16 protein-coding genes and 1 pseudogene are annotated in these 18,000 nt (G+C 72.7%); 15 read left to right on the top strand and 2 right to left on the bottom strand.

The genetic code is table 11. The annotated features are described in order from the left end of the window. Positions 1 to 6 precede the first annotated feature (6 nt). From Phou_RS04495 to Phou_RS04465, 8 genes and pseudogenes are all read left to right on the top strand, one after another. Positions 7 to 1,011, top strand: a complete 1,005-nt coding sequence (locus tag Phou_RS04495; RefSeq protein ID WP_246273225.1) for a sugar ABC transporter substrate-binding protein — start codon at positions 7 to 9, stop codon at positions 1,009 to 1,011. Continuing rightward, positions 1,008 to 1,994, top strand: coding sequence for an ABC transporter permease (locus Phou_RS04490; protein ID WP_173053791.1), 987 nt, complete (start codon positions 1,008 to 1,010; stop codon positions 1,992 to 1,994). The genes Phou_RS04495 and Phou_RS04490 overlap by 4 nt, the downstream gene beginning before the upstream one ends. A 2-nt stretch (positions 1,995 to 1,996) precedes the next feature. Then, entirely contained in the window at positions 1,997 to 2,767 is a 771-nt protein-coding gene (locus Phou_RS04485) for an ATP-binding cassette domain-containing protein (protein WP_173053789.1), read from the top strand. 11 nt (positions 2,768 to 2,778) lie between these two features. Next, positions 2,779 to 3,390 (top strand): annotated as a pseudogene (locus tag Phou_RS55315) (Gfo/Idh/MocA family protein); the annotation flags it as partial. Positions 3,391 to 3,473: 83 nt separating this feature from the next. Continuing rightward, positions 3,474 to 3,785 carry a Gfo/Idh/MocA family oxidoreductase gene (locus Phou_RS55310; RefSeq protein ID WP_246273725.1) on the top strand — a complete coding sequence of 104 codons (312 nt, stop codon included), beginning with the start codon at positions 3,474 to 3,476 and terminating at the stop codon, positions 3,783 to 3,785. Between the two features lie 5 nt (positions 3,786 to 3,790). Next, a complete protein-coding gene (locus Phou_RS04475) occupies positions 3,791 to 4,525 on the top strand; it encodes a GntR family transcriptional regulator (RefSeq protein WP_173053787.1) in 735 nt (244 codons plus the stop codon). Beyond that, positions 4,522 to 5,673 (top strand): Gfo/Idh/MocA family protein, encoded by a 1,152-nt coding sequence (locus tag Phou_RS04470; RefSeq protein WP_246273223.1) that lies wholly within the window; start codon positions 4,522 to 4,524, stop codon positions 5,671 to 5,673. Before Phou_RS04475 ends, Phou_RS04470 begins: the two co-directional genes overlap by 4 nt. A 74-nt stretch (positions 5,674 to 5,747) precedes the next feature. Further along, positions 5,748 to 7,001, top strand: coding sequence for an HNH endonuclease signature motif containing protein (locus tag Phou_RS04465; protein WP_173053785.1), 1,254 nt, complete (start codon positions 5,748 to 5,750; stop codon positions 6,999 to 7,001). Between the two features lie 179 nt (positions 7,002 to 7,180). On the opposite strand, the gene Phou_RS04460 is transcribed toward Phou_RS04465, so the two are convergent. Beyond that, positions 7,181 to 10,618, bottom strand: a complete 3,438-nt coding sequence (locus Phou_RS04460) for an adenylate/guanylate cyclase domain-containing protein (protein WP_173053783.1) — start codon at positions 10,616 to 10,618, stop codon at positions 7,181 to 7,183. 146 nt (positions 10,619 to 10,764) lie between these two features. Here Phou_RS04460 and Phou_RS04455 point away from each other — a divergent pair, with 146 nt between their 5' ends. Next, positions 10,765 to 10,926: a hypothetical protein gene (locus tag Phou_RS04455; protein WP_173053781.1), complete on the top strand. Its 162-nt coding sequence runs from the start codon at positions 10,765 to 10,767 to the stop codon at positions 10,924 to 10,926. 122 nt (positions 10,927 to 11,048) lie between these two features. Here the strand turns inward: Phou_RS04455 and Phou_RS04450 are convergent, their stop codons facing one another. Further along, positions 11,049 to 11,234, bottom strand: coding sequence for a hypothetical protein (locus tag Phou_RS04450; protein ID WP_173053779.1), 186 nt, complete (start codon positions 11,232 to 11,234; stop codon positions 11,049 to 11,051). A 98-nt stretch (positions 11,235 to 11,332) separates the two neighbouring features. Between Phou_RS04450 and Phou_RS04445 the strand changes: the two genes are divergently transcribed. The 6 genes from Phou_RS04445 to Phou_RS04420 all read left to right on the top strand — a co-directional run bounded on the left by Phou_RS04445 (position 11,333) and on the right by Phou_RS04420 (position 17,956). Beyond that, positions 11,333 to 12,214, top strand: a complete 882-nt coding sequence (locus Phou_RS04445; protein ID WP_246273222.1) for an AAA family ATPase — start codon at positions 11,333 to 11,335, stop codon at positions 12,212 to 12,214. Further along, complete coding sequence (locus Phou_RS04440) at positions 12,211 to 13,314, top strand: vWA domain-containing protein (RefSeq protein WP_173053775.1); 1,104 nt, start codon at positions 12,211 to 12,213, stop codon at positions 13,312 to 13,314. The genes Phou_RS04445 and Phou_RS04440 overlap by 4 nt, the downstream gene beginning before the upstream one ends. Positions 13,315 to 13,403: 89 nt before the next feature. Further along, positions 13,404 to 14,000, top strand: a complete 597-nt coding sequence (locus Phou_RS04435; protein ID WP_173053773.1) for a (2Fe-2S)-binding protein — start codon at positions 13,404 to 13,406, stop codon at positions 13,998 to 14,000. Positions 14,001 to 14,011: 11 nt separating this feature from the next. Continuing rightward, the gene (locus tag Phou_RS04430; RefSeq protein WP_173053771.1) at positions 14,012 to 16,399 is read left to right on the top strand and encodes a xanthine dehydrogenase family protein molybdopterin-binding subunit; all 2,388 of its coding nucleotides are present in this window, start codon (positions 14,012 to 14,014) and stop codon (positions 16,397 to 16,399) included. Continuing rightward, on the top strand, positions 16,396 to 17,253 hold the full coding sequence (locus Phou_RS04425) for an FAD binding domain-containing protein (protein ID WP_173053769.1): 858 nt from the start codon (positions 16,396 to 16,398) through the stop codon (positions 17,251 to 17,253). The genes Phou_RS04430 and Phou_RS04425 overlap by 4 nt, the downstream gene beginning before the upstream one ends. 52 nt (positions 17,254 to 17,305) lie before the next feature. Then, positions 17,306 to 17,956 carry an SRPBCC family protein gene (locus tag Phou_RS04420; RefSeq protein WP_173053767.1) on the top strand — a complete coding sequence of 217 codons (651 nt, stop codon included), beginning with the start codon at positions 17,306 to 17,308 and terminating at the stop codon, positions 17,954 to 17,956. The last annotated feature ends 44 nt before the right edge of the window (positions 17,957 to 18,000 follow it).

Here is an 18,000-nt window from a genome sequence, read left to right as displayed (position 1 = left end):
ACACCCGTGACCACGCACCGCACTGCCAGCAGAATGCTCGCCATCGCCGCTGTCCTGACCCTCGCCGCGGCCGGCTGCAGCAGCGAGGGCGGCAAGCAGGAGGAGGAGAAGAGCGACTCCGGCAACACCGGCGTGGCCGACACCCCGCGGTACACGATCGCGATGATCACGCACGAGGTGCCCGGCGACACGTTCTGGGACCTGGTCCGCAAGGGTGCCGAGGCCGCGGCCAAGAAGGACAACATCGAGCTGCGCTACTCCAACAACGCCGACGGCCCCGAGCAGGCAAACCTGATCCAGACCGCGATCGACAGCAAGGTGAACGGCATCGCGGTCACGCTCGCCAAGCCGGACGCGCTGCAGGGCGCCGTGCAGAAGGCGGTGGCCGCCGGCATCCCGGTCGTGGCCCTCAACGCCGGCCTCGAGCAGTGGAAGGCGATGGGCGTCACCGAGTTCTTCGGGCAGGACGAGTCGATCGCCGGCGAGGCGGCCGGGCAGCGGCTGGCGCAGGACGGCGCGAAGAAGGTGCTGTGCGTCATCCACGAGCAGGGCCACGTCGCGCTGGAGGCCCGGTGCGCGGGCGTGAAGAAGGGCTTCGGCGGTGCCGGTGTCGTGGAAAACCTGAACGTGAACAGCAAGGACATGCCGTCGGTCAAGTCGACCATCACCGCGAAGCTGCAGCAGGACAAGAGCGTCGACCGGGTCATCACGCTCGGCGCCCCGATCGCCATCACCGCCGTCGAGTCGGCCAAGGAGGCCGGTTCCGCCGCGAAGATCGTCACGTTCGACACCAACAAGGAGCTCGTCGGCTCGATCCGCTCCGGCGACGTGCAGTGGGCCATCGACCAGCAGCCGTACCTGCAGGGCTACCTCGCGGTCGACTCGCTCTGGCTGTACCTGACCAACGGCAACGTCATCGGCGGCGGCCAGACCGTCCTGACCGGACCGTCCTTCATCGACCAGAAGAACATCGAGAGCGTCGCGCAGTACGCGGAGAAGGGCACCCGATGACTCATCGGTTGCTCGCCAGACCCGAGCTCGGCTCGGTGGTGGGTGTCATCGCGATCTTCGTGTTCTTCTTCGCGATCGCCGACCCGTTCCGGCAGGCGACCTCGATGGGCACGGTGCTCTACGTCAGCTCGACGATCGGCATCATGGCGGTGCCGGTGGCGCTGCTGATGATCGGCGGCGAGTTCGACCTCTCGGCCGGCGTCAACGTCACCGCGTCCGCGCTCACCGCGTCGATGCTCAGCTACCAGCTGAGCCTCAACGTGTGGGTCGGCGTGTTCGTCTCGCTGCTCTTCGCGCTCGGCGTGGGCTTCTTCAACGGCTTTCTGGTGACGACGACGCGGATACCGAGCTTCCTTGTCACGCTCGGCACGTTCCTCATGCTCCAAGGTGCGAACATCGCGGTCACCAAGCAGGTGAGCGGCCAGGTGGCCACGGACAACATCTCCGACATGGACGGCTTCGGCGCCGCCAAGGCGATCTTCGCGTCCTCGTTCGACATCGGCAGCGTGACGATCCGGATCACCGTGCTGTGGTGGCTACTGTTCGTCGCGGTCGGCACCTGGATCCTGCTGCGCACCCGCGCCGGAAACTGGATCTTCGCGGTGGGTGGCAACGAGGACAGCGCGCGGGCGGTCGGCGTGCCGGTGCGCCAGACGAAGATCGCGCTGTTCATGGGCGTCGGCCTGTGCGCGTGGTTCATGGGCATGCACCGGCTCTTCGCGTTCAGCACCGTGCAGTCCGGCGAGGGCGTCGGCAACGAGTTCATCTACATCATCGCGGCCGTCATCGGCGGGTGCCTGCTCACCGGCGGCTACGGCTCGGCGATCGGCGCCGCGTTCGGTGCGCTCATCTTCGGCATGACCAACCAGGGGATCGTGTACGCCGGGTGGGACGCCGACTGGTTCAAGTTCTTCCTCGGCGTGATGCTTCTCTTCGCCACGGTCCTGAACATGTGGGTCCGGCGACTCGCGGTACGGAGGTGACGATGCCGCTCATCGAGATGACCGGCGTGGGCAAGCGGTACGGCACGATCGTCGCGCTGCAGGACGTGTCGCTGCGGGTCAACGCCGGCGAGATCACGTGCGTGCTGGGCGACAACGGCGCCGGCAAGTCCACGCTCATCAAGATAATGTCCGGGCTGCACCAGCACGACGAGGGCGAGATGCTGGTCGACGGTGAGCCGGCGCGCTTCGGATCGCCGCGCGCCGCGCTCGACCGGGGCATCGCCACCGTGTACCAGGACCTGGCGGTCGTGGCCCTGATGCCGGTGTGGCGCAACTTCTTCCTCGGCTCCGAGCAGACGAAAGGCCTTGGTCCGCTGCGCCGCCTCGACGCCGACGCCATGCGCCGCACCACCCGGGACGAGCTGGCCCGGATGGGGATCAACCTCAACGACGTGGAGCAGCCCATCGGCCAGCTCTCCGGCGGCGAGCGGCAGTGCGTGGCCATCGCCCGGGCCATCCACTTCGGAGCGCGGGTCCTCATCCTCGACGAGCCGACCGCGGCGCTGGGCGTCAAGCAGTCCGGCGTCGTGCTCAAGTACGTCGCGGCGGCGCGGGACGCGGGGATCGGCGTCGTGTTCATCACCCACAACCCGCACCACGCGTACCTGGTCGGCGACCACTTCATCCTGCTCAACCGGGGCCGGATGCGGCTGGACCGCAAGCGCGACCAGATCAGCCTCGACGACCTGACCCGCGAGATGGCCGGGGGAGACGAGCTGACCGCGCTCACGCACGAGCTGCAGCGAAACTGAGGGAGCACGCGATGAACGTTGGGGTCATCGGCACGGGAATGATCGGCACCGAGCACGTGCGCCGGCTGACGAGCCGGGTGGCGGGTGCGCGGGTGACCGCCGTGTTCGATGTGGACACCGACCGCGCCGCCGGCGTCGCCGCCGTCGCCGGGGCGGCCGTCCATCGCGAGGGGCACGACGTCATCGACGATCCGGCGGTCGACGCGGTGCTCATCGCCTCGCCCGGAGACACCCATGCCGACCTCGTGCTCGCCTGCGTCGCCACCGGCAAGCCGGTGCTGTGCGAAAAGCCGCTCGCCACCACGTCCGGCGCGGCGCTCAAGGTGGTCGAGGCCGAGATGACGTACGGGCGGCGGCTGGTGCAGGTGGGCTTCATGCGCCGGTACGACGTCGGCTACCTCACCGTGAAGAGCGCGCTCGCCGCCGGGCGGGTGGGCGAGCCGCTGCTCGTCCACTGTGTCCACCGCAACGTGAGCGTCCCGCCGGCCTTCACCGGCGACATGTCGCTGACCGACTCGCTCGTACACGAGGTCGACGCCTCCCGCTGGCTGCTCGGCCAGGAGATCGTCGCCGCGACCGTGGTCGAGGTGCCGCACAGCCCGCTCGCCTCGCCGCAGCTGCGCGACCCCCGGCTCGTGCTGCTGGAGAGCGAGCGGGGATCGTCATCGACGCGGAGGTCTTCGTCAACGCCCGCTACGGGTACGACGTGCGCTGCGAGGTCGTCGGCACCACCGGCACCGTCGCGCTGGAGGCGCCCACCACCGGCGCCGTCGCCCTCGACGGCGGGCGGGTGCAGGCGCTGCCGATGGACTGGCAGGCCCGCTTCGCCCAGGCCTACGTGGACGAGCTGCAGGACTGGGTCGACGCCGTGCACCGCGGGACGGCGACGGGGCCGAGCGCCTGGGACGGGTACGCGGCCACCGCCGTCGCCGAGGCCGCCGTGGCGTCCCGCGGCAGCCGGACGATGGTGGACCTGGCCGAACGGCCAGCGCTCTACTCTGGAGAATCGTCACCGTGACCCCGGTGAGTGAGCTCATCCGCATCGACCGGTCCAGCCCCGTGCCGCTGTACTTCCAGGTCGCGCGGCGGCTGGAGGAGCTGATCGCGACCGGCCACCTCACGCCGGGCACGCGCCTAGAAAACGAGGTCGCGCTCGCCGACCAGCTCGGCCTGTCCCGCCCGACCATGCGGCAGGCCATCCAGTACCTCGTGGACAAGGGCATGCTCGTGCGCAAGCGCGGGGTGGGCACCCAGGTCGTGCACGCCCGGGTCCGCCGCACGGTCGAGCTGACCAGCCTGTACGAGGACCTGGACCGCACGCACCAGCAGCCGCGCACCGACGTGCTCTCCCTCGCCTCGGTGACCGCGCCGGACGAGGTGGCGGTCGCGCTCGTGCTGCCCAGCGGCGCCTCGGTCCTCGCGGTCGAGCGGCTGCGGTACGCGCAGGGTGAGCCACTCGCGCTCATGCGCAACTACCTGCCGGCCGGCCTGCTCCGGATCAGCGCCGACGACCTGCGCGACCGCGGCCTGTACCAGCTGATGCGCGCCGCCGGCGTCAACCTCCGCCTCGCCGAGCAGACCATCGGCGCCCGCCGCGCCACCGCCGCCGAGGCCAAGGCGCTGGGGGAGCCGCGCGGCGCCCCGCTGCTGACGATGGCGCGGACGGCCTACGACGACGCCGGGCGGGCGGTCGAGTTCGGGCAGCACGCGTACCGCGCGTCGCTGTACTCCTTCGAGCTGACCCTGGTGGCGCGGTGAGGACGATCGGCGTGGGCGTCATCGGCCTGGGCTGGATGGGGCGGGTGCACTCCCAGTCGTACCTGCGGGTCGGCCACCACTTCCCCGACCTGGCGCTGGCGCCGCGGCTGGTGACCGCCGCGGACCCGGTCGCGGCCCTGCGGGAGGACGCCGCACGCCGCTACGGCTTCGCGCGCACCACAGTGGACTGGGCCGGCGTGCTCGCCGACGCGGAGGTCGAGGCGGTCAGCATCACCACACCGACGGACCTGCACGTCGAGGTGGGGGTCGCCGCCGCCCGCGCCGGCAAGCACATCTGGATCGAGAAGCCGGTCGGCCGCGACGCCGCCGAGGCCGCCGCCGTCCAAAGCGCGGCGGCCGAGGCCGGAGTCCGCGGCACCGTCGGCTTCAACTACCGGAGCGCGCCCGCCGTGGCCCGCGCCCGCGAGCTGATCGCCGCCGGCCACCTGGGCACCGTGACCCACGCGAGGTTCCGCTTCCTGGGCGACTACGCGGCCCACCCCATGGGCGCGCTGTCGTGGCGCTTCGTCCGCGCCACGAGCGGCTCCGGCGTGCTCGGCGACCTCATGTCGCACGCCGCCGACCTCGCCCGCCACCTGCTCGGACCGCTGGACGCGGTGGTCGCCGACCAGGCCACGTTCATCCCGGAACGCCCCACGCCGTCCGGCGCCACCAGCCACTACGCGATCGCGAGCGGCGCGCTCGGCCCGGTGGAAAACGAGGACTGGGCCGCATGCCTGGTCCGTTTCGCTTCGGGCGCGCGGGGTTCGCTGGAGGCGAGCCGGGTCAGCGTCACCGACCAGAACAACTACGGCTTCGAGATCCACGGCACGGAGGGCGCGCTTGCCTGGGACTTCCGCCGCATGGGCGAGCTGCGCGTGTCGACGGGCGGCGGCTACCAGAACCTGTCGCTGGCCGCGGAGCACGTGGGCCCCGGCGCCGGCGAGTTCGCCGCCTTCCAGCCGGGCGCCGGCATAGCGATGAGCTACGACGACCTGAAGGTCATCGAGGCGGCCGGCTTTCTGCGCTCCATAGTGGACGGTGCAGCGCACGGCCCCGTGCTCATCGACGCGGTCCACGCCGCCCGCGCGACCGCCGCCATGGCCGAATCCTTCCGCACCGGTGCCTGGATCTCGCTCTCCACCTGAACAGATGCACGATGTTGTGGTTATGCGTCCATCGTGGATGGTGCGCGGTGGGTGGGTTGACTAGACTCGGACGCGTGTTCGAAGAGGGTGTTGCCGGCAAGCTGGTCCAGCTGCCGCCGGGGGCGGAGCTGGCCGCCGTCCTCGACCGCATCGACCTGGCGGCGCTGAATGGGTTCGAGGTGGTGGAGGTGGTCAAGGCCATCTCCCGGCAGATCGCCCACTACCAGGCCGCGCTGTTGGCCGCGGCATGGGAGTCCGCATTCTGCCCGCCGGGCGACGAGACCAGCCCGCCCGAGCGGACCGACCGCCCGGAGGAGTTCGCCGCCGACGAGGTCCGGTTCGCGCTGGCCCTGACCCGGCGGGCCGCCGACACGCTGATGGGCACGGCATGCCAACTGGTCGAGCGCCTTCCGGCCGCGCACGCAGCGCTCCGGTCCGGCCGGATCGATCTGGCCAGGGCCCGCGTCCTCGACGAGGAGACCGCCGCCCTGCCGCCGCCGCTGGCCCGGCAGCTGGTCGACCTCGTGCTGCCCGCGGCCGGCGGGTGGACCACCGGGCAGTTGCGCGCCCGGCTGCGCAAGCTGGTCATCGCCGCCGATCCCGAGGCCGCCGCGCAGCGGCAGCGTGAAGCCCTGACCCGGCGCCGGATCGAGCACGGTCTGGACCAGGACGGCACCGCGACGCTCGCCGGTTGTCACCTGCCGCCCGAGCGGGCCGCGGCGGCGGCAGCCCGGATCGACGCGCTCGCCCGCGCGGCCAAGCGGTCCGGCGACACGCGGTCCCTTGACGAGCTGCGCGCCGACCTGTTCCTGGAAATTCTCAATGGCCACCACGCGGCGACCGCGCCCGCCCCGCGCGTCGGCGGCGTGGAGCTGGTCGTCCCGTTCGCCACCCTGGCCGGCCTCGGCGCGCATCCCGGTGAGATCAAGGGCTGGGGCCCGGTCCTCGCCGAGATCGCCGCCAAGGTCGCCGACCAGCAGCGCGACCGGTCGTGGCGGTTCACCGTGGTTGACGGCCGGGGCGCCGTCATGGCGCACGGTCCCCTGCGCCGGCGCCCCGCGGCCGGTCTCGCCGCGTTCGTCCAGGCCCGCGACCGCACCTGCCGCGCGCCCGGCTGCCGGGTCCCGGCGGGCCGGTCAGATCTGGACCACACGGTCGCCTGGGAGAGCGGCGGATCCACCACACCGGCCAATCTGGGCGTGTTGTGTCGGCACTGCCATGGCTACAAGCACAGTAAAGGCGTCAGGTTGAGCCAGCCGACCCCGGGCACCTTCGTCTGGCGGACCCGGCTCGGACACACCTACACAGTCGGACCGGCACCGCCCTGAGATGGGGAGCCGCCCAGATCCCGCCGGCCCGAGACTGCTGCCATGCCGTCAGCGGAGCGCGGCGAGGTCCTGGAGGCGACCGGCGTGGTTGCGGGCGGAGCTGCTGGGTGCTGTCAGCGGAGCGCGGCGAGGTCCAGGAGTCGATAGGCGTGGTTGCGGGCGGAGGCTGCTGGGTGCCGTCAGCGGAGAGCTGCGAGGTCCAGGAGTCGACCGGCGTGGTTGCGGGCGGAGAAGGTGCGGATGCGGTCCAGGTGCGGCTCGGTGGGCGCGGTGCGGGCGGCCCACACGGCGGACAGGGCGGCGTCGCTGGCGCAGCCGATGTCGTCGTAGAGGGTGACCGCGGCGGCCGGGTTGCCGGCGATCAGGGCTTCGGCGGCTTCGACCCAGCGGGTGCGGCGCAGGCTGGTGCGGACGACCTCGGCCATCGCGGGCGCGGCGGCCGGGGTGAGGACGGTGGCGTGGGCTGCGGCGGAGAGCCACTCCAGGGTGAGGGCGGTCGGTGCCTCGCGCCACAGGCTGGCCAGGTCGGCCAGCAGGGTGGTGGCGCCGTCCACGTTGCCGTCGAGGGCGCGGGCCAGGGCGCCGTGTGCGTAGGCGTTGTAGCGCAGGCGGACGAAGCCGGAGCGGTGTGCGACGTCGAGGCTGCGGGCGATGTCTTCGCCGTCGGGGCGGCCGCAGAGGGCGCCGATCCAGGCGCGGCGGCCGCGCAGCTGCAGGTCCCAGTCGGCGGTGCCGGCGCCCTCGGCCTCGTGGTCGAGGTATTCGTCGGCGGCGCGCAGCAGGGCCACCCAGTCGCCGCTGAAGTAGGCCAGCTCGGCCTCCTCCGAGTGGTCGAGCACGAGGCTGATCTGTCCACCGTGGACGGTGCGGCTCTCGCGTTCGAGGTCGGCGGCGCCGGACAGGTCGCCCTCCTCCTGGCGGAACGTGGCGAGGTTGTGCAGCGCGCGCCGCAGCGTGGGCAGGCCCTGCGCGCGGCAGGTCTCGATGACCTGCTCCAGGTCGTCGAGGGCGGCGAGGTCGCCGGCCACGTAGCGGGTGGCATGCTCGGTGACCAGCGCGTGCACCTCGGCGTCGGCCAGGCCCAGGCGGTTTGCGAGGTCGCGGGCGGCGCGGGCGGCGGGCAGGGCGAGGTCGGTGCGGAACTCGAGCAGGTGCAGGCGGGCCAGCTCCGCGTACGCCTCGGTCTTGGCGGCGTCGTCGGGCAGCTCGCGGAAGAGGGTGATGGCGCGGTCGAGGTGTTCGCGGGCCTTGTCGCGCTCGGCGCGCATGAGCTCGGTGAGGCCGAGGAGGGTCTCGGCGCGGGCCTCGCCGGTGCGGTCGCCGGCCTCGCGCATGCGGTCGGCGAGGCGGGCGACCTGCTTGACCCGGTCGCGGTAGAAGCTGTCGGAGTCGGCCAGGAACTGCAGCCGGTGGTGGAACAGCTCGGTGCGGCGCCGCGCGTCCGGCTCGTGGTCGGCGGGCCAGGCGTTGAGCGCGCCCTCGGTGTAGCCGCGCGCGGCGTCCACCGCGTACACGGCGAAGGCGGCCTCGGCGGCGGCGAGCAGCGCGGTGCGGGCGGCCTCGGCGTCGGTGGTGGTGTCTTCGCCGAGGCTCTGGGTGAGGTCGAGGGCCTGGATGCGGTGGCGGGCCACGGCGGTGGCGAGGTCGTTGCGGCCGTCGATGGAGACTCGCTCCAGCCAGGCCGCCGCGCGCCGGTGCAGCGCCGCGCGGCTCGCTCGGGGCAGGCGGCGGTACGCCACGTCGCGCACGAGCTGGTGCTGGAAGGTCAGCTCCGCCTCACCGGCCACAGTGGACACGCTGCCGGCGACGAGGAGGTCGCGGCGCTGCAGGCGGCGCAGGACGCCGGCCACGCCGACCGCGTCGAGCGCGAGCATGTCGGCGATCGCGCCGCTCCAGAGGCGGTCGCCGAGGACGGCGGCGGCGTTGAGCACGGTGCGCTCGGCGTTGTCGAGCAGGTCGATGCGGTTTGCGATCACGCCGTGGACGCTTTCCGGCACGTCGACCTCGCCGTCGCGCCCGAGCACCGAGCCGGTGCCGCGCTCGGCGAGCATGCGCACGTACTCGACGGCGTACATCGGGTTGCCGCCGGTGATCATCGTGAGGCGGTCGGCGTGGTCGGTGGTCATGTCCTGCTGGAGGAGCAGCCCGGACAGCAGCGCGCGCATCTCCGCGTTGCGCAGGCGGGCCAGCGACACGGTGAGCATGCCGGGCAGCGCGGACGGCCAGGCCGGCTGCTCGTCGAGCAGCTCCGGCCGGTACGTGCACAGCACGAGCAGCGGCACATCGCCTCCGGCCTCCACGAGGTCGGCGAGGAAGCGGAGCATGGCCTGGTCGGCGAAGTGCAGGTCTTCGATCACCAGCACGGTGGGGATGTGGCGGGCCAGCGCGAGCAGCGCGTCGCGCCAGGCGGCCTCGATCTCGCCGGGTCGCACCGCGCGGCCGGGCAGGCCGGCGAGGGGGCCGAGCAGCCCCACCAGGCGGTACACCTCCGGGCCGGGCAGCACCTCGGCCAGCGCGACCGTCAGCCGCTCGCGGGTGCTGGCCGGGTCGTCGGTGTCGAGCACGTCCGCCTCGGCCTTGACGATCTCGGCGAGGGCGTCGTAGGTGCCTCCCGCCCCGTACGGCAGGCAGCGGCCGACCCGCCACCGCACCAGCAGGTCGCCGTCGTCGTGGATGCGGCGGGACAGCTCGCGCACCAGGCGGCTCTTGCCCATGCCGTGCGCGCCGACCACCGACACGAGGTGGGCGCGGCGCTCGGAGACGCACCGCCGCACCGCCGCCATGAGCAGGTCGAGCTCGGCGGCGCGCCCGACCAGCGGGGTGCCTTCGTCGTCGACGACCGGCGGGCGGCGTACCGAAGCCTGGGCGAGCCATGCCTCGACGGACCGCGACTTGCCGGCGAGCTCGAGGTGGAGCGGCTCTTCGGCGTAGCGGATCGAGCCGGCGGTGGCGCGGTGGGTGGCGGCCGAGACGAGGACGCCGCCCGGCGGCGCGTGGGTCTGCAGCCGCGCGGCCGTGGCCACCACGTCGCCGGAGAGCAGTGCCTCACCGCCGTTGCGGGCGGCGGCAAGGTCCACAAGCGCCTCGCCGGTGGCGATGCCCACCCGCGCGCGCATCGGGTAGCGCCCCGCGAGGGGCTTGCCGTCGAGCGCCCGCTGCATGTCGAGGCCGGCCAGCACCGCCCGGTACCCGTCGTGCTCGGTCTCCACCGGCACGCCGAAGACGGCCATGACCGCGTCGCCGATGAACTTCTCGACCACCCCGCCGTACCGCCGGATCACCTCGCGCGCGGTGTTGAAGTAGTCCACCTGCAGGCGGCGCAGGTCTTCGGGGTCGAGGCGCTCGGCCATCGCGGTGAAGCCTTTGAGATCAACGAAGAGCACGTTGACCGTGCGCCGCTCCTCGCGGTGCGCGCTTGTCGCCTGCAGCTCGCGGGTGAGCGGGCTGCCGCAGCTGGTGCAGAACATGAACTCGGGCGCGACCAGCGCCAGGCACGATCCACACCGGATGTGCAGCGGGGCGCCGCACCGGCCGCAGAAGTGGTGCTCGGGGTTGGCCGGGGCGTCGCACTTCAGACACACGCGCTGTGTGTCGCGCTGCTCCGTTTCGTCGCCCATCCCGCGACCATCCTCGCAGGTCGTGCCCGCTGGGCCAAGGTGCGTCAGGGAAACGGTAACGTTGCCTGTCGAAGAGGAGACAGCGGTGCGCCGACTTTGGACACTACGGTGCAAGGAGCTGTTTTCCGTCCACAAAGGGGGATCCCATGACCGACCCGCTGGAGCCCGCGGACGTCAGTGCGCAGGGCAAGGGCGTCAGCTCCGACCCGGATGGCAAGGGCGTCAGCTCGACCACGCAGGGCAAGGGCGTGAGCACGCCGGCCAAGGGCAAGGGCGTGAGCGCGCCGCCGGCCGACGACAACCAGTAGACGCTCGAAAGTCGCCGGACGGGGTCGCGTACACGCATCGACGGGCCCTATTCTCCGCTGGCTTGTCCACGAGCCTCCACGGGGAAGGGGCGCCGTCCGACCCGAACGGACCGCGCCACAGCTCAGCGGCGGCTGCTGCTCGATCGCGGGTCGGGCAGCAGCCGCCGCAGGGCCTCGCCCGGCCCGAGAAACCAGTGCGCGGCGGCGCACCGCACCCGCACGACTTCGACGGGCCCGTCCGTCCCGCGGGCGTCACCGACCGTGGTCACCTCCGCGGGTAGCCCACACTCCGGGCAGTCGTAAAGCATTTGATGTACCTCCCACCCCCATGACACTGCGTATTCGCTACGAGGGAGTTACCACCAGGCGTGATACCCCTCACCGTGGCGGTGGCATAGTTGATCGGGTGATCCCCGCCACTCCCGCCGCGCTGGCCGAAGCGCTCGCCGGCGTGGGTTACCTGGCCGACGACGGCCTCGCCACCGCCGGCCACCTGGCCCTCAAGTTGGGCCGCCCGCTTTTCCTGGAGGGCGACGCGGGGGTGGGCAAGACGGCGTTCGCGCAGGCCCTGGCGTCGGCGACCGGCGCGCACTTCGTGCGGCTGCAGTGCTACGAGGGGCTGGACGCGGCGCAGGCGCTCTACGACTGGGACTTTCCGCGGCAGATCCTGCACCTGCGCACCGTCGAGGCGGCGGCCGCGGCGGCGGGTGACAGACCGGACACGGCGGCGCTGGAGGCGAGCCTCTACGACCGTCGCTTCCTCATCGCCCGCCCGCTGCTGCAGGCGCTGGAGCTGAGCCCGTGCGTGCTGCTGGTCGACGAGATCGACCGGGCCGACGACGAGTTCGAGGCGTTCCTGCTGGAGATCCTCGCGGACGCCGCGATCACGATTCCCGAGCTGGGCCGCATCGCCGCGACGACCCCGCCGCTTACCGTGCTGACGAGCAACCGCACCCGCGAGGTGCACGACGCGCTCAAGCGTCGCTGCCTGTACCACTGGGTCGAGCACCCGAGCTTCGCGCAAGAGGTGGCGATCATCCGGTCCCGGCTGCCCGAGGTGACCGAGAGGCTGGCCGCGGACGTCGCCGGCGCGGTGCAGCGGATGCGCCAGCTCGACCTGATCAAGGCGCCCGGCGTCGCCGAGGCCATCGACTGGACCAGCGCGCTCGCCGCCCTCGGCGCCCGGGAGATCGATCCCGACCTGGCCGCGGCCACGCTCGGCGCCGTCCTCAAATACCGGGAGGACGCGGAGCGGGTCAAGACGGCCCAGCCGTGGCGATCGGGATGAGCTCGGACCTGACCTCGGTCCTCGTCGGCTTCGCCCGCACCCTGCGCAACGCGGGCGTGCACGCGACGGGGGAGCGGGTCGAGGCGATGGTCGCGGCGGTGGACGCGCTCGACGTGAGCCGGCCGCAGGACGCGTACTGGGCCGGCCGGCTCACGCTCTGCGGCGAGCCCGACGACCTGCCGGTCTATGACGCCGCGTTCGCCGCCTACTTCGGCGGACGCGCGCCGTCGCCACCCGCGGCGTCCGTGCCGGCCAAGCGGCGGGCGGTGGCGCTGTTCGCGCAGGCCGACCCCAACGGCAGCGGCGGCGAGCAGGCCGGCGACGACCTCGCGGTGGCGGCCAGCACCGCCGAGGTACTGCGCCATCGCGACCTCGGCGTGCTCTCCGCGGCCGAGCGCGACGAGGTGCGCCGCCTCGTGGCCCTCCTCGCCCCGGCCACCGCCGCACGGCCCGGTCGCCGCCACCGCCCGGCACGCGGCGGCACCGTCGACCCGCCCCGCACCGTCCGCCGGATGCTCCGCCAGCTCGGCGAACCTGCCCGGCTGGCCAGGCGGGAGCGGCGCGACAAGCCTCGCCGGCTGGTGCTGCTGCTCGACGTGTCCGGCTCGATGGCGCCGTACGCGGACGCGCTCCTGCGCTTTTCGCACGCGGCGGTGCGGCGGCGGCCCACGCTGACCGAGGCGTTCACGCTCGGCACCCGGCTGACCAGGGTGACCCGCGCGCTGCGCCACCGCGACCCGGACGGTGCGCTGCGCGCCGCCGGCGAGGCGATACCGGACTGGCACGGCGGCACCCGGCTGGCCGACTCGCTGAAGGCGTTCCTCGACCGGTGGGGGCAGCGGGGCACGGCGCGGGGCGCGGTGGTGGTGCTCTTCAGCGACGGTTGGGAGCGGGGAGACCCGGCGCTGCTCGCCGCGCAGATGGCCCGCCTGTCCCGGCTCGCCCACCGGGTGGTCTGGGTCAACCCGCACCGCGGCAAGCCAGGGTACGAGCCGCTGGTCGCCGGTATGGCCGCCGCCCTTCCGTACCTGGACGACTTCGTCGCCGGGCACAGCCTCGCGGCCTTGGAAGAACTGGTTCGCGTTATCAGTCGATCATGATGTTTCCGGCGTGTTACGCCGAACCCCTTGCGGCGGGGCGTCCGGAGGACTTGTCTGAGGGTAGGTTCCCGCTCCTGACGGGAGGGATGATGACCCGTATCAGCATCACCGTCGATGGCGTCCGCTACGACGACGACGTCCAACCTCGCACGCTGCTCGTCCACCACCTGCGTGAGCAGCTAGGCAAGGTGGGCACCGTGGTCGGCTGCGACACGAGCAACTGCGGCTCCTGCACAGTGCTCATGGCCGGCGAGTCCGTGAAGAGCTGTACCGTGCTGGCGGTCCAGGCCGACGGCCTGGAGATCACCACAGTTGAGGGCCTGGCCGGCGCGTCGGGTGACCTGCACCCCGTGCAGCAGGCCTTTCACGACCGCCACGCGCTCCAGTGCGGCTTCTGCACACCCGGCATGATCATGGCGGCGGTCGACCTGCTCGCCGAAAACCCCGACCCCACCGACGCGGAGATACGGGAGGGGCTGGAGGGCAACCTGTGCCGCTGCACGGGTTACCAGAACATCATCCGGGCCGTCCACGACGCGGCGGCCACGATCCGCGCCACCGGCGCGACGCCCGAGCCGGCCTCCGTCGCCGACGGGCCGATGCCGGGCACCCCGGACGCGGAGCCCGCGGCCGAGTCGGAGCCCACACCCGTCCCCGCCGAGGCCGTGCCCCGGCCGGTCCCGTAGGAGGTCGGCTGATGACGATCATGGAGGAGCGCCCGGCCACCGAGGTGGGCGCGGCGCGGCGGCGCAAGGAAGACGCCCGCCTCATCACCGGCCGCACCATGTGGACGGAAAACGTCACGCTGCCGGGCATGCTGCACCTGGCGATCCTGCGCAGTCCCATGGCGCACGCCCGGATCACCCGCGTGGACGTCTCGGCCGCGCGGAGCGAGCCGGGCGTCGTGGCGGCGTTCAGCGGCGCCGACGTGGCCGACGTGCAGGGCAGCCTGCCGTGCGCGTGGCCGGTCACCGAAGACATGCTGCTGCCCGACCACCCGCCGATCGCGGTCACCGAGGTGCGGCACGTGGGCGAGGCGGTCGCCGTCGTCGTGGCCCGCGACCGGGCCAGCGCGGTCGACGCGCTAGCGGCGATCGAGGTCGACTACGAGCCGCTGCCGGTCGTGCTGGACATGCCGGCCGCGCTCGAGGAGGGCGCCGACCTGGTGCACTCCGACAAGGGCACCAACAAGGCGTACACCTGGATCTTCGACTCCGGCGACGCGGGCACCGGCCAGCCCACGGACACCGCTTTCGCGGACGCGGAGGTCGTGATCAAGCGGCGGTACATCCAGCAGCGGCTGATCCCCGCCTTCATGGAGCCGCGCAGCGTGGTCGCCGACCCCACCGGTGACCAGCACACGCTCTGGTCCGCCACGCAGATCCCGCACATCCTGCGCTTCCTGCTGGCCGTCGTCACCGGCACGCCCGAGCACAAGGTGCGCGTGGTCGCGCCGGACGTGGGCGGCGGGTTCGGCGGCAAGCTCCAGGTCACGGCCGAGGAGCTGATCACGTTCCTGGCCGCGCAGCGGGTCGGCAAGCCGGTCAAGTACACCGAGTCCCGTTCGGACAGCATCGTCTCCGCGCACCACGGCCGCGACCAGATCCAGGAGCTGGAGCTTGCCGCCAGGCGCGACGGCACGGTGCTCGGGCTGCGGGTGAAGCTGCTGGCCAACATGGGCGCGTACATGGGGCTTGTCACGCCGGGCGTGCCGCTGCTGGGTGCGTTCATGTACAACGCGATCTACAAGTTCCCCAGCTACCGCTTCGAGTGCGTGGGCGTGTTCACGAACACGACGATCACCGACGCGTACCGGGGGGCGGGGCGGCCGGAGGCCACGTTCGCGATCGAGCGGATCATGGACGAGCTCGCGGTCGAGCTGGACCTGGACCCGATCGAGGTGCGCCGGCGCAACTGGATCAAGCATGAGGAGTTCCCGTTCGACACCGTCGCCGGGCTGACCTACGACTCAGGCAACTACGAGGCCGCCACCGACAAGGCGATGAGCCTTTTCGGGTACGACGAGCTGCGGCGCGAGCAGGCCGCCCGGCGCGAGTCGAACGACCCGGTGCAGCTGGGCATCGGCGTCTCCACGTACACGGAGATGTGCGGGCTCGCGCCGTCCCGGGTGCTGGGCGCGCTGCGGTACGGCGCGGGCGGGTGGGAGACCGCCACCGTGCGGGTGCTGCCCACCGGCAAGGTCGAGGTGGTCACCGGCACGTCGCCGCACGGGCAGGGTCACGAGACGGCGTGGAGCCAGATCGTGGCCGACCAGCTCGGGGTCGCGTTCGAGGACGTCGAGGTGCTGCACGGCGACACGCGCACCTCGCACAAGGGCCTGGACACGTACGGGTCCCGCTCGCTCGCGGTCGGCGGCTTCGCGCTCGTCAACGCGTGCACGCGGGTGGTCGACAAGGCCAAGCCGATCGCCGCGCACCTGCTCGAGTGCGACGTGTCCGACCTGGAGTTCAAGGGCGGGGCCTTCCGGGTGCGCGGGGCGCCCGAGGACGCGGCCGGCAAGACGCTCGCCGACTGCTCGCTCGCCGTGTTCGCGGCGCACGACCTGCCGGACGGTGTCGAGCCGTCGTTGGACGCCGAAGCGACCTATGACCCGGCCAACTTCTCGTTCCCGCACGGCACCCACCTGTGCGCGACCGAGGTGGACACCGAGACGGGGCGGGTCACGATCCGGTCCTATGTGGCCGTCGACGACGTCGGCCGGGTGATCAACCCGATGATCGTCGAGGGTCAGGTGCACGGCGGCGTGGCGCAGGGCATCGCGCAGGCGCTGTTCGAAGAGGCCGTGTACGACGCGGAGGGCAACCTGCTCACCGGTACGTTCGTCGACTACACGCCGCCGAGCTCGGCCGACCTGCCGGACATCGTGAGCGAGCGCACCGAGACGCCCGCGCCGGACCACCCGCTCGGCACCAAGGGCGTCGGCGAGGCCGGCACGATCGCCTCCACGCCGGCCGTGGTCAACGCGATCGTCGACGCGCTGCGGCCGTACGGGGTAGACGACATCCGCATGCCGTGCACGCCGGAGCGCGTGTGGCGGGCCGTCCAAGGGGGTGACCGGTCGTGATCCCGGCCGCGTTCGACTACACCAGACCGTCCACGGTGGACGAGGCGGTCGCCGCGCTCGCCGCCGGCGGCGAGGACGCCAAGGTGCTCGCCGGCGGGCAGAGCCTGATCCCCGTACTGCGGCTGCGCCTCGCCGCACCGACCGTCCTCGTCGACCTCGGCGGGGTGGGCGACCTGCGCGGCGTACGCGACGACGGCGACGCCCTGGTCATCGGCGCCACCACCCGCCACGCCGACCTCGTGCGCGACCCGCTGGTGGCCGAGCACGCACCGCTGCTCGCCCAGGCGGCGGCGATGGTCGGCGACCGGCAGGTGCGCCACCTGGGCACCCTCGGCGGCTCGCTCTCGCACGCCGACCCGGCCGGCGACCTGCCGGGCGTGGCGGTGGCGCTGGACGCGTCGTTCGAGATCGCCGGCCCGGGTGGGCGGCGCACCGTGGGTGCGGGGGAGTTCTTCGTGGACTTCCTCACCACCGCGCTGGCACCCGACGAGGTGCTCGTCTCGGTGCGGGTGCCGAAGCTTCCGGGCTGGACGACGCACTACGAGAAGTTCACCCGGGTGGCACAGGCGTGGGCGATCTGCGGCGTGGCCGCGGCGGTGCGGCGCGAAAACGGCAGCATCGCCGAGGCGCGGGTGGCGCTCACCAACATGGGCGCCACGCCACTGCGGGCCGGCGGCGTGGAGCAGGCACTCGCCGGCGCGTCGGCCACTGTGGACGCGGTGGCGTCGGCCGCCGGCCGGGCCGCGGAGGGCACCGACCCACCCTCCGACGTCTTCGCCTCCGCCGAATACCGGGGACACCTGGTGACCGTGTTGACGAAGCGGGCGGTGCTCGCGGCCGGGGGTATCGGGTGAGCGGGCTCGGAGGGCCGGCCGCCGGCCGACGCCGGACCGGAAAGGGAGCAGCATGAAGCTCGACCATTCCTTCACCGTGCCGGTCCCCGTCGAAGAGGCGTGGAGTGTGCTGCTGGACGTGCCGCGGGTCGCACCGTGCATGCCGGGCGCCACGCTGAAGGACTTCGACGGGGAGCAGTTCGACGGCACGGTGAAGGTGAAGGTCGGGCCGATTGTGCTCACGTACACCGGAAAGGGTCGCTTCGTCGAGCGCGACGAGGCGGCCCGCCGCGTGGTGGTCGAGGCCACCGGCCGGGACACCCGCGCCGCCGGCACCGCCGCTGCGACGGTCACGGCCACACTCCTGCCCGACGGCGACGGCACCCGCGTCGAGGTGTCGACCGACCTGACGGTGACCGGCAAACCGGCGCAGTTCGGCCGCGGCATGCTCGCCGACGTGGGCGGGCGCCTGATCGGCCAGTTCGCCGACTGCCTCGCGGGCAAGCTGTCCGAGGTGCCCGACCCGCCGGCTGAGGAGGCCGCGCCCCCGGACCCGGCCTCCGCCGTGGTGGCGCCGGAGACGCAGCCGGAGGCCGAGATCGAGCCGATCGACGTGCTCAAGCTGTCGGTGGGCACGGCCGCCGCCCGCTACGCGGGGCTGATCGCACTGAGCGCCGGCGCCGCGGTCCTCACCTGGCTCGTGATCCGCGCGATCCGCCGCTGAGGCTGGTTCGTTCGCGCGAGGCAGTACGCGGATCCGCCCCGTCA

Origin of the sequence: Phytohabitans houttuyneae (assembly GCF_011764425.1) — a bacterium.
Taxonomy (GTDB): Bacteria; Actinomycetota; Actinomycetes; order Mycobacteriales; family Micromonosporaceae; genus Phytohabitans; species Phytohabitans houttuyneae.
The sequence above is the reverse complement of the archived record's forward strand: the minus strand, read 5'-3'. Positions and strand labels throughout refer to the sequence as shown.

Bases quoted from the DNA above. Each gene is read 5' to 3' on its own strand.
- Phou_RS04455 (WP_173053781.1), top strand. From the start codon at position 10,765: ATGACCGACCCGCTGGAGCCCGCGGACGTCAGTGCGCAGGGCAAGGGC.
- Phou_RS04435 (WP_173053773.1), top strand. From the start codon at position 13,404: ATGACCCGTATCAGCATCACCGTCGATGGCGTCCGCTACGACGACGAC.
- Phou_RS04450 (WP_173053779.1), bottom strand. From the start codon at position 11,234: ATGCTTTACGACTGCCCGGAGTGTGGGCTACCCGCGGAGGTGACCACG.
- Phou_RS04430 (WP_173053771.1), top strand. From the start codon at position 14,012: ATGACGATCATGGAGGAGCGCCCGGCCACCGAGGTGGGCGCGGCGCGG.
- Phou_RS04490 (WP_173053791.1), top strand. From the start codon at position 1,008: ATGACTCATCGGTTGCTCGCCAGACCCGAGCTCGGCTCGGTGGTGGGT.
- Phou_RS04485 (WP_173053789.1), top strand. From the start codon at position 1,997: ATGCCGCTCATCGAGATGACCGGCGTGGGCAAGCGGTACGGCACGATC.
- Phou_RS04440 (WP_173053775.1), top strand. From the start codon at position 12,211: ATGAGCTCGGACCTGACCTCGGTCCTCGTCGGCTTCGCCCGCACCCTG.
- Phou_RS04420 (WP_173053767.1), top strand. From the start codon at position 17,306: ATGAAGCTCGACCATTCCTTCACCGTGCCGGTCCCCGTCGAAGAGGCG.
- Phou_RS04460 (WP_173053783.1), bottom strand. From the start codon at position 10,618: ATGGGCGACGAAACGGAGCAGCGCGACACACAGCGCGTGTGTCTGAAG.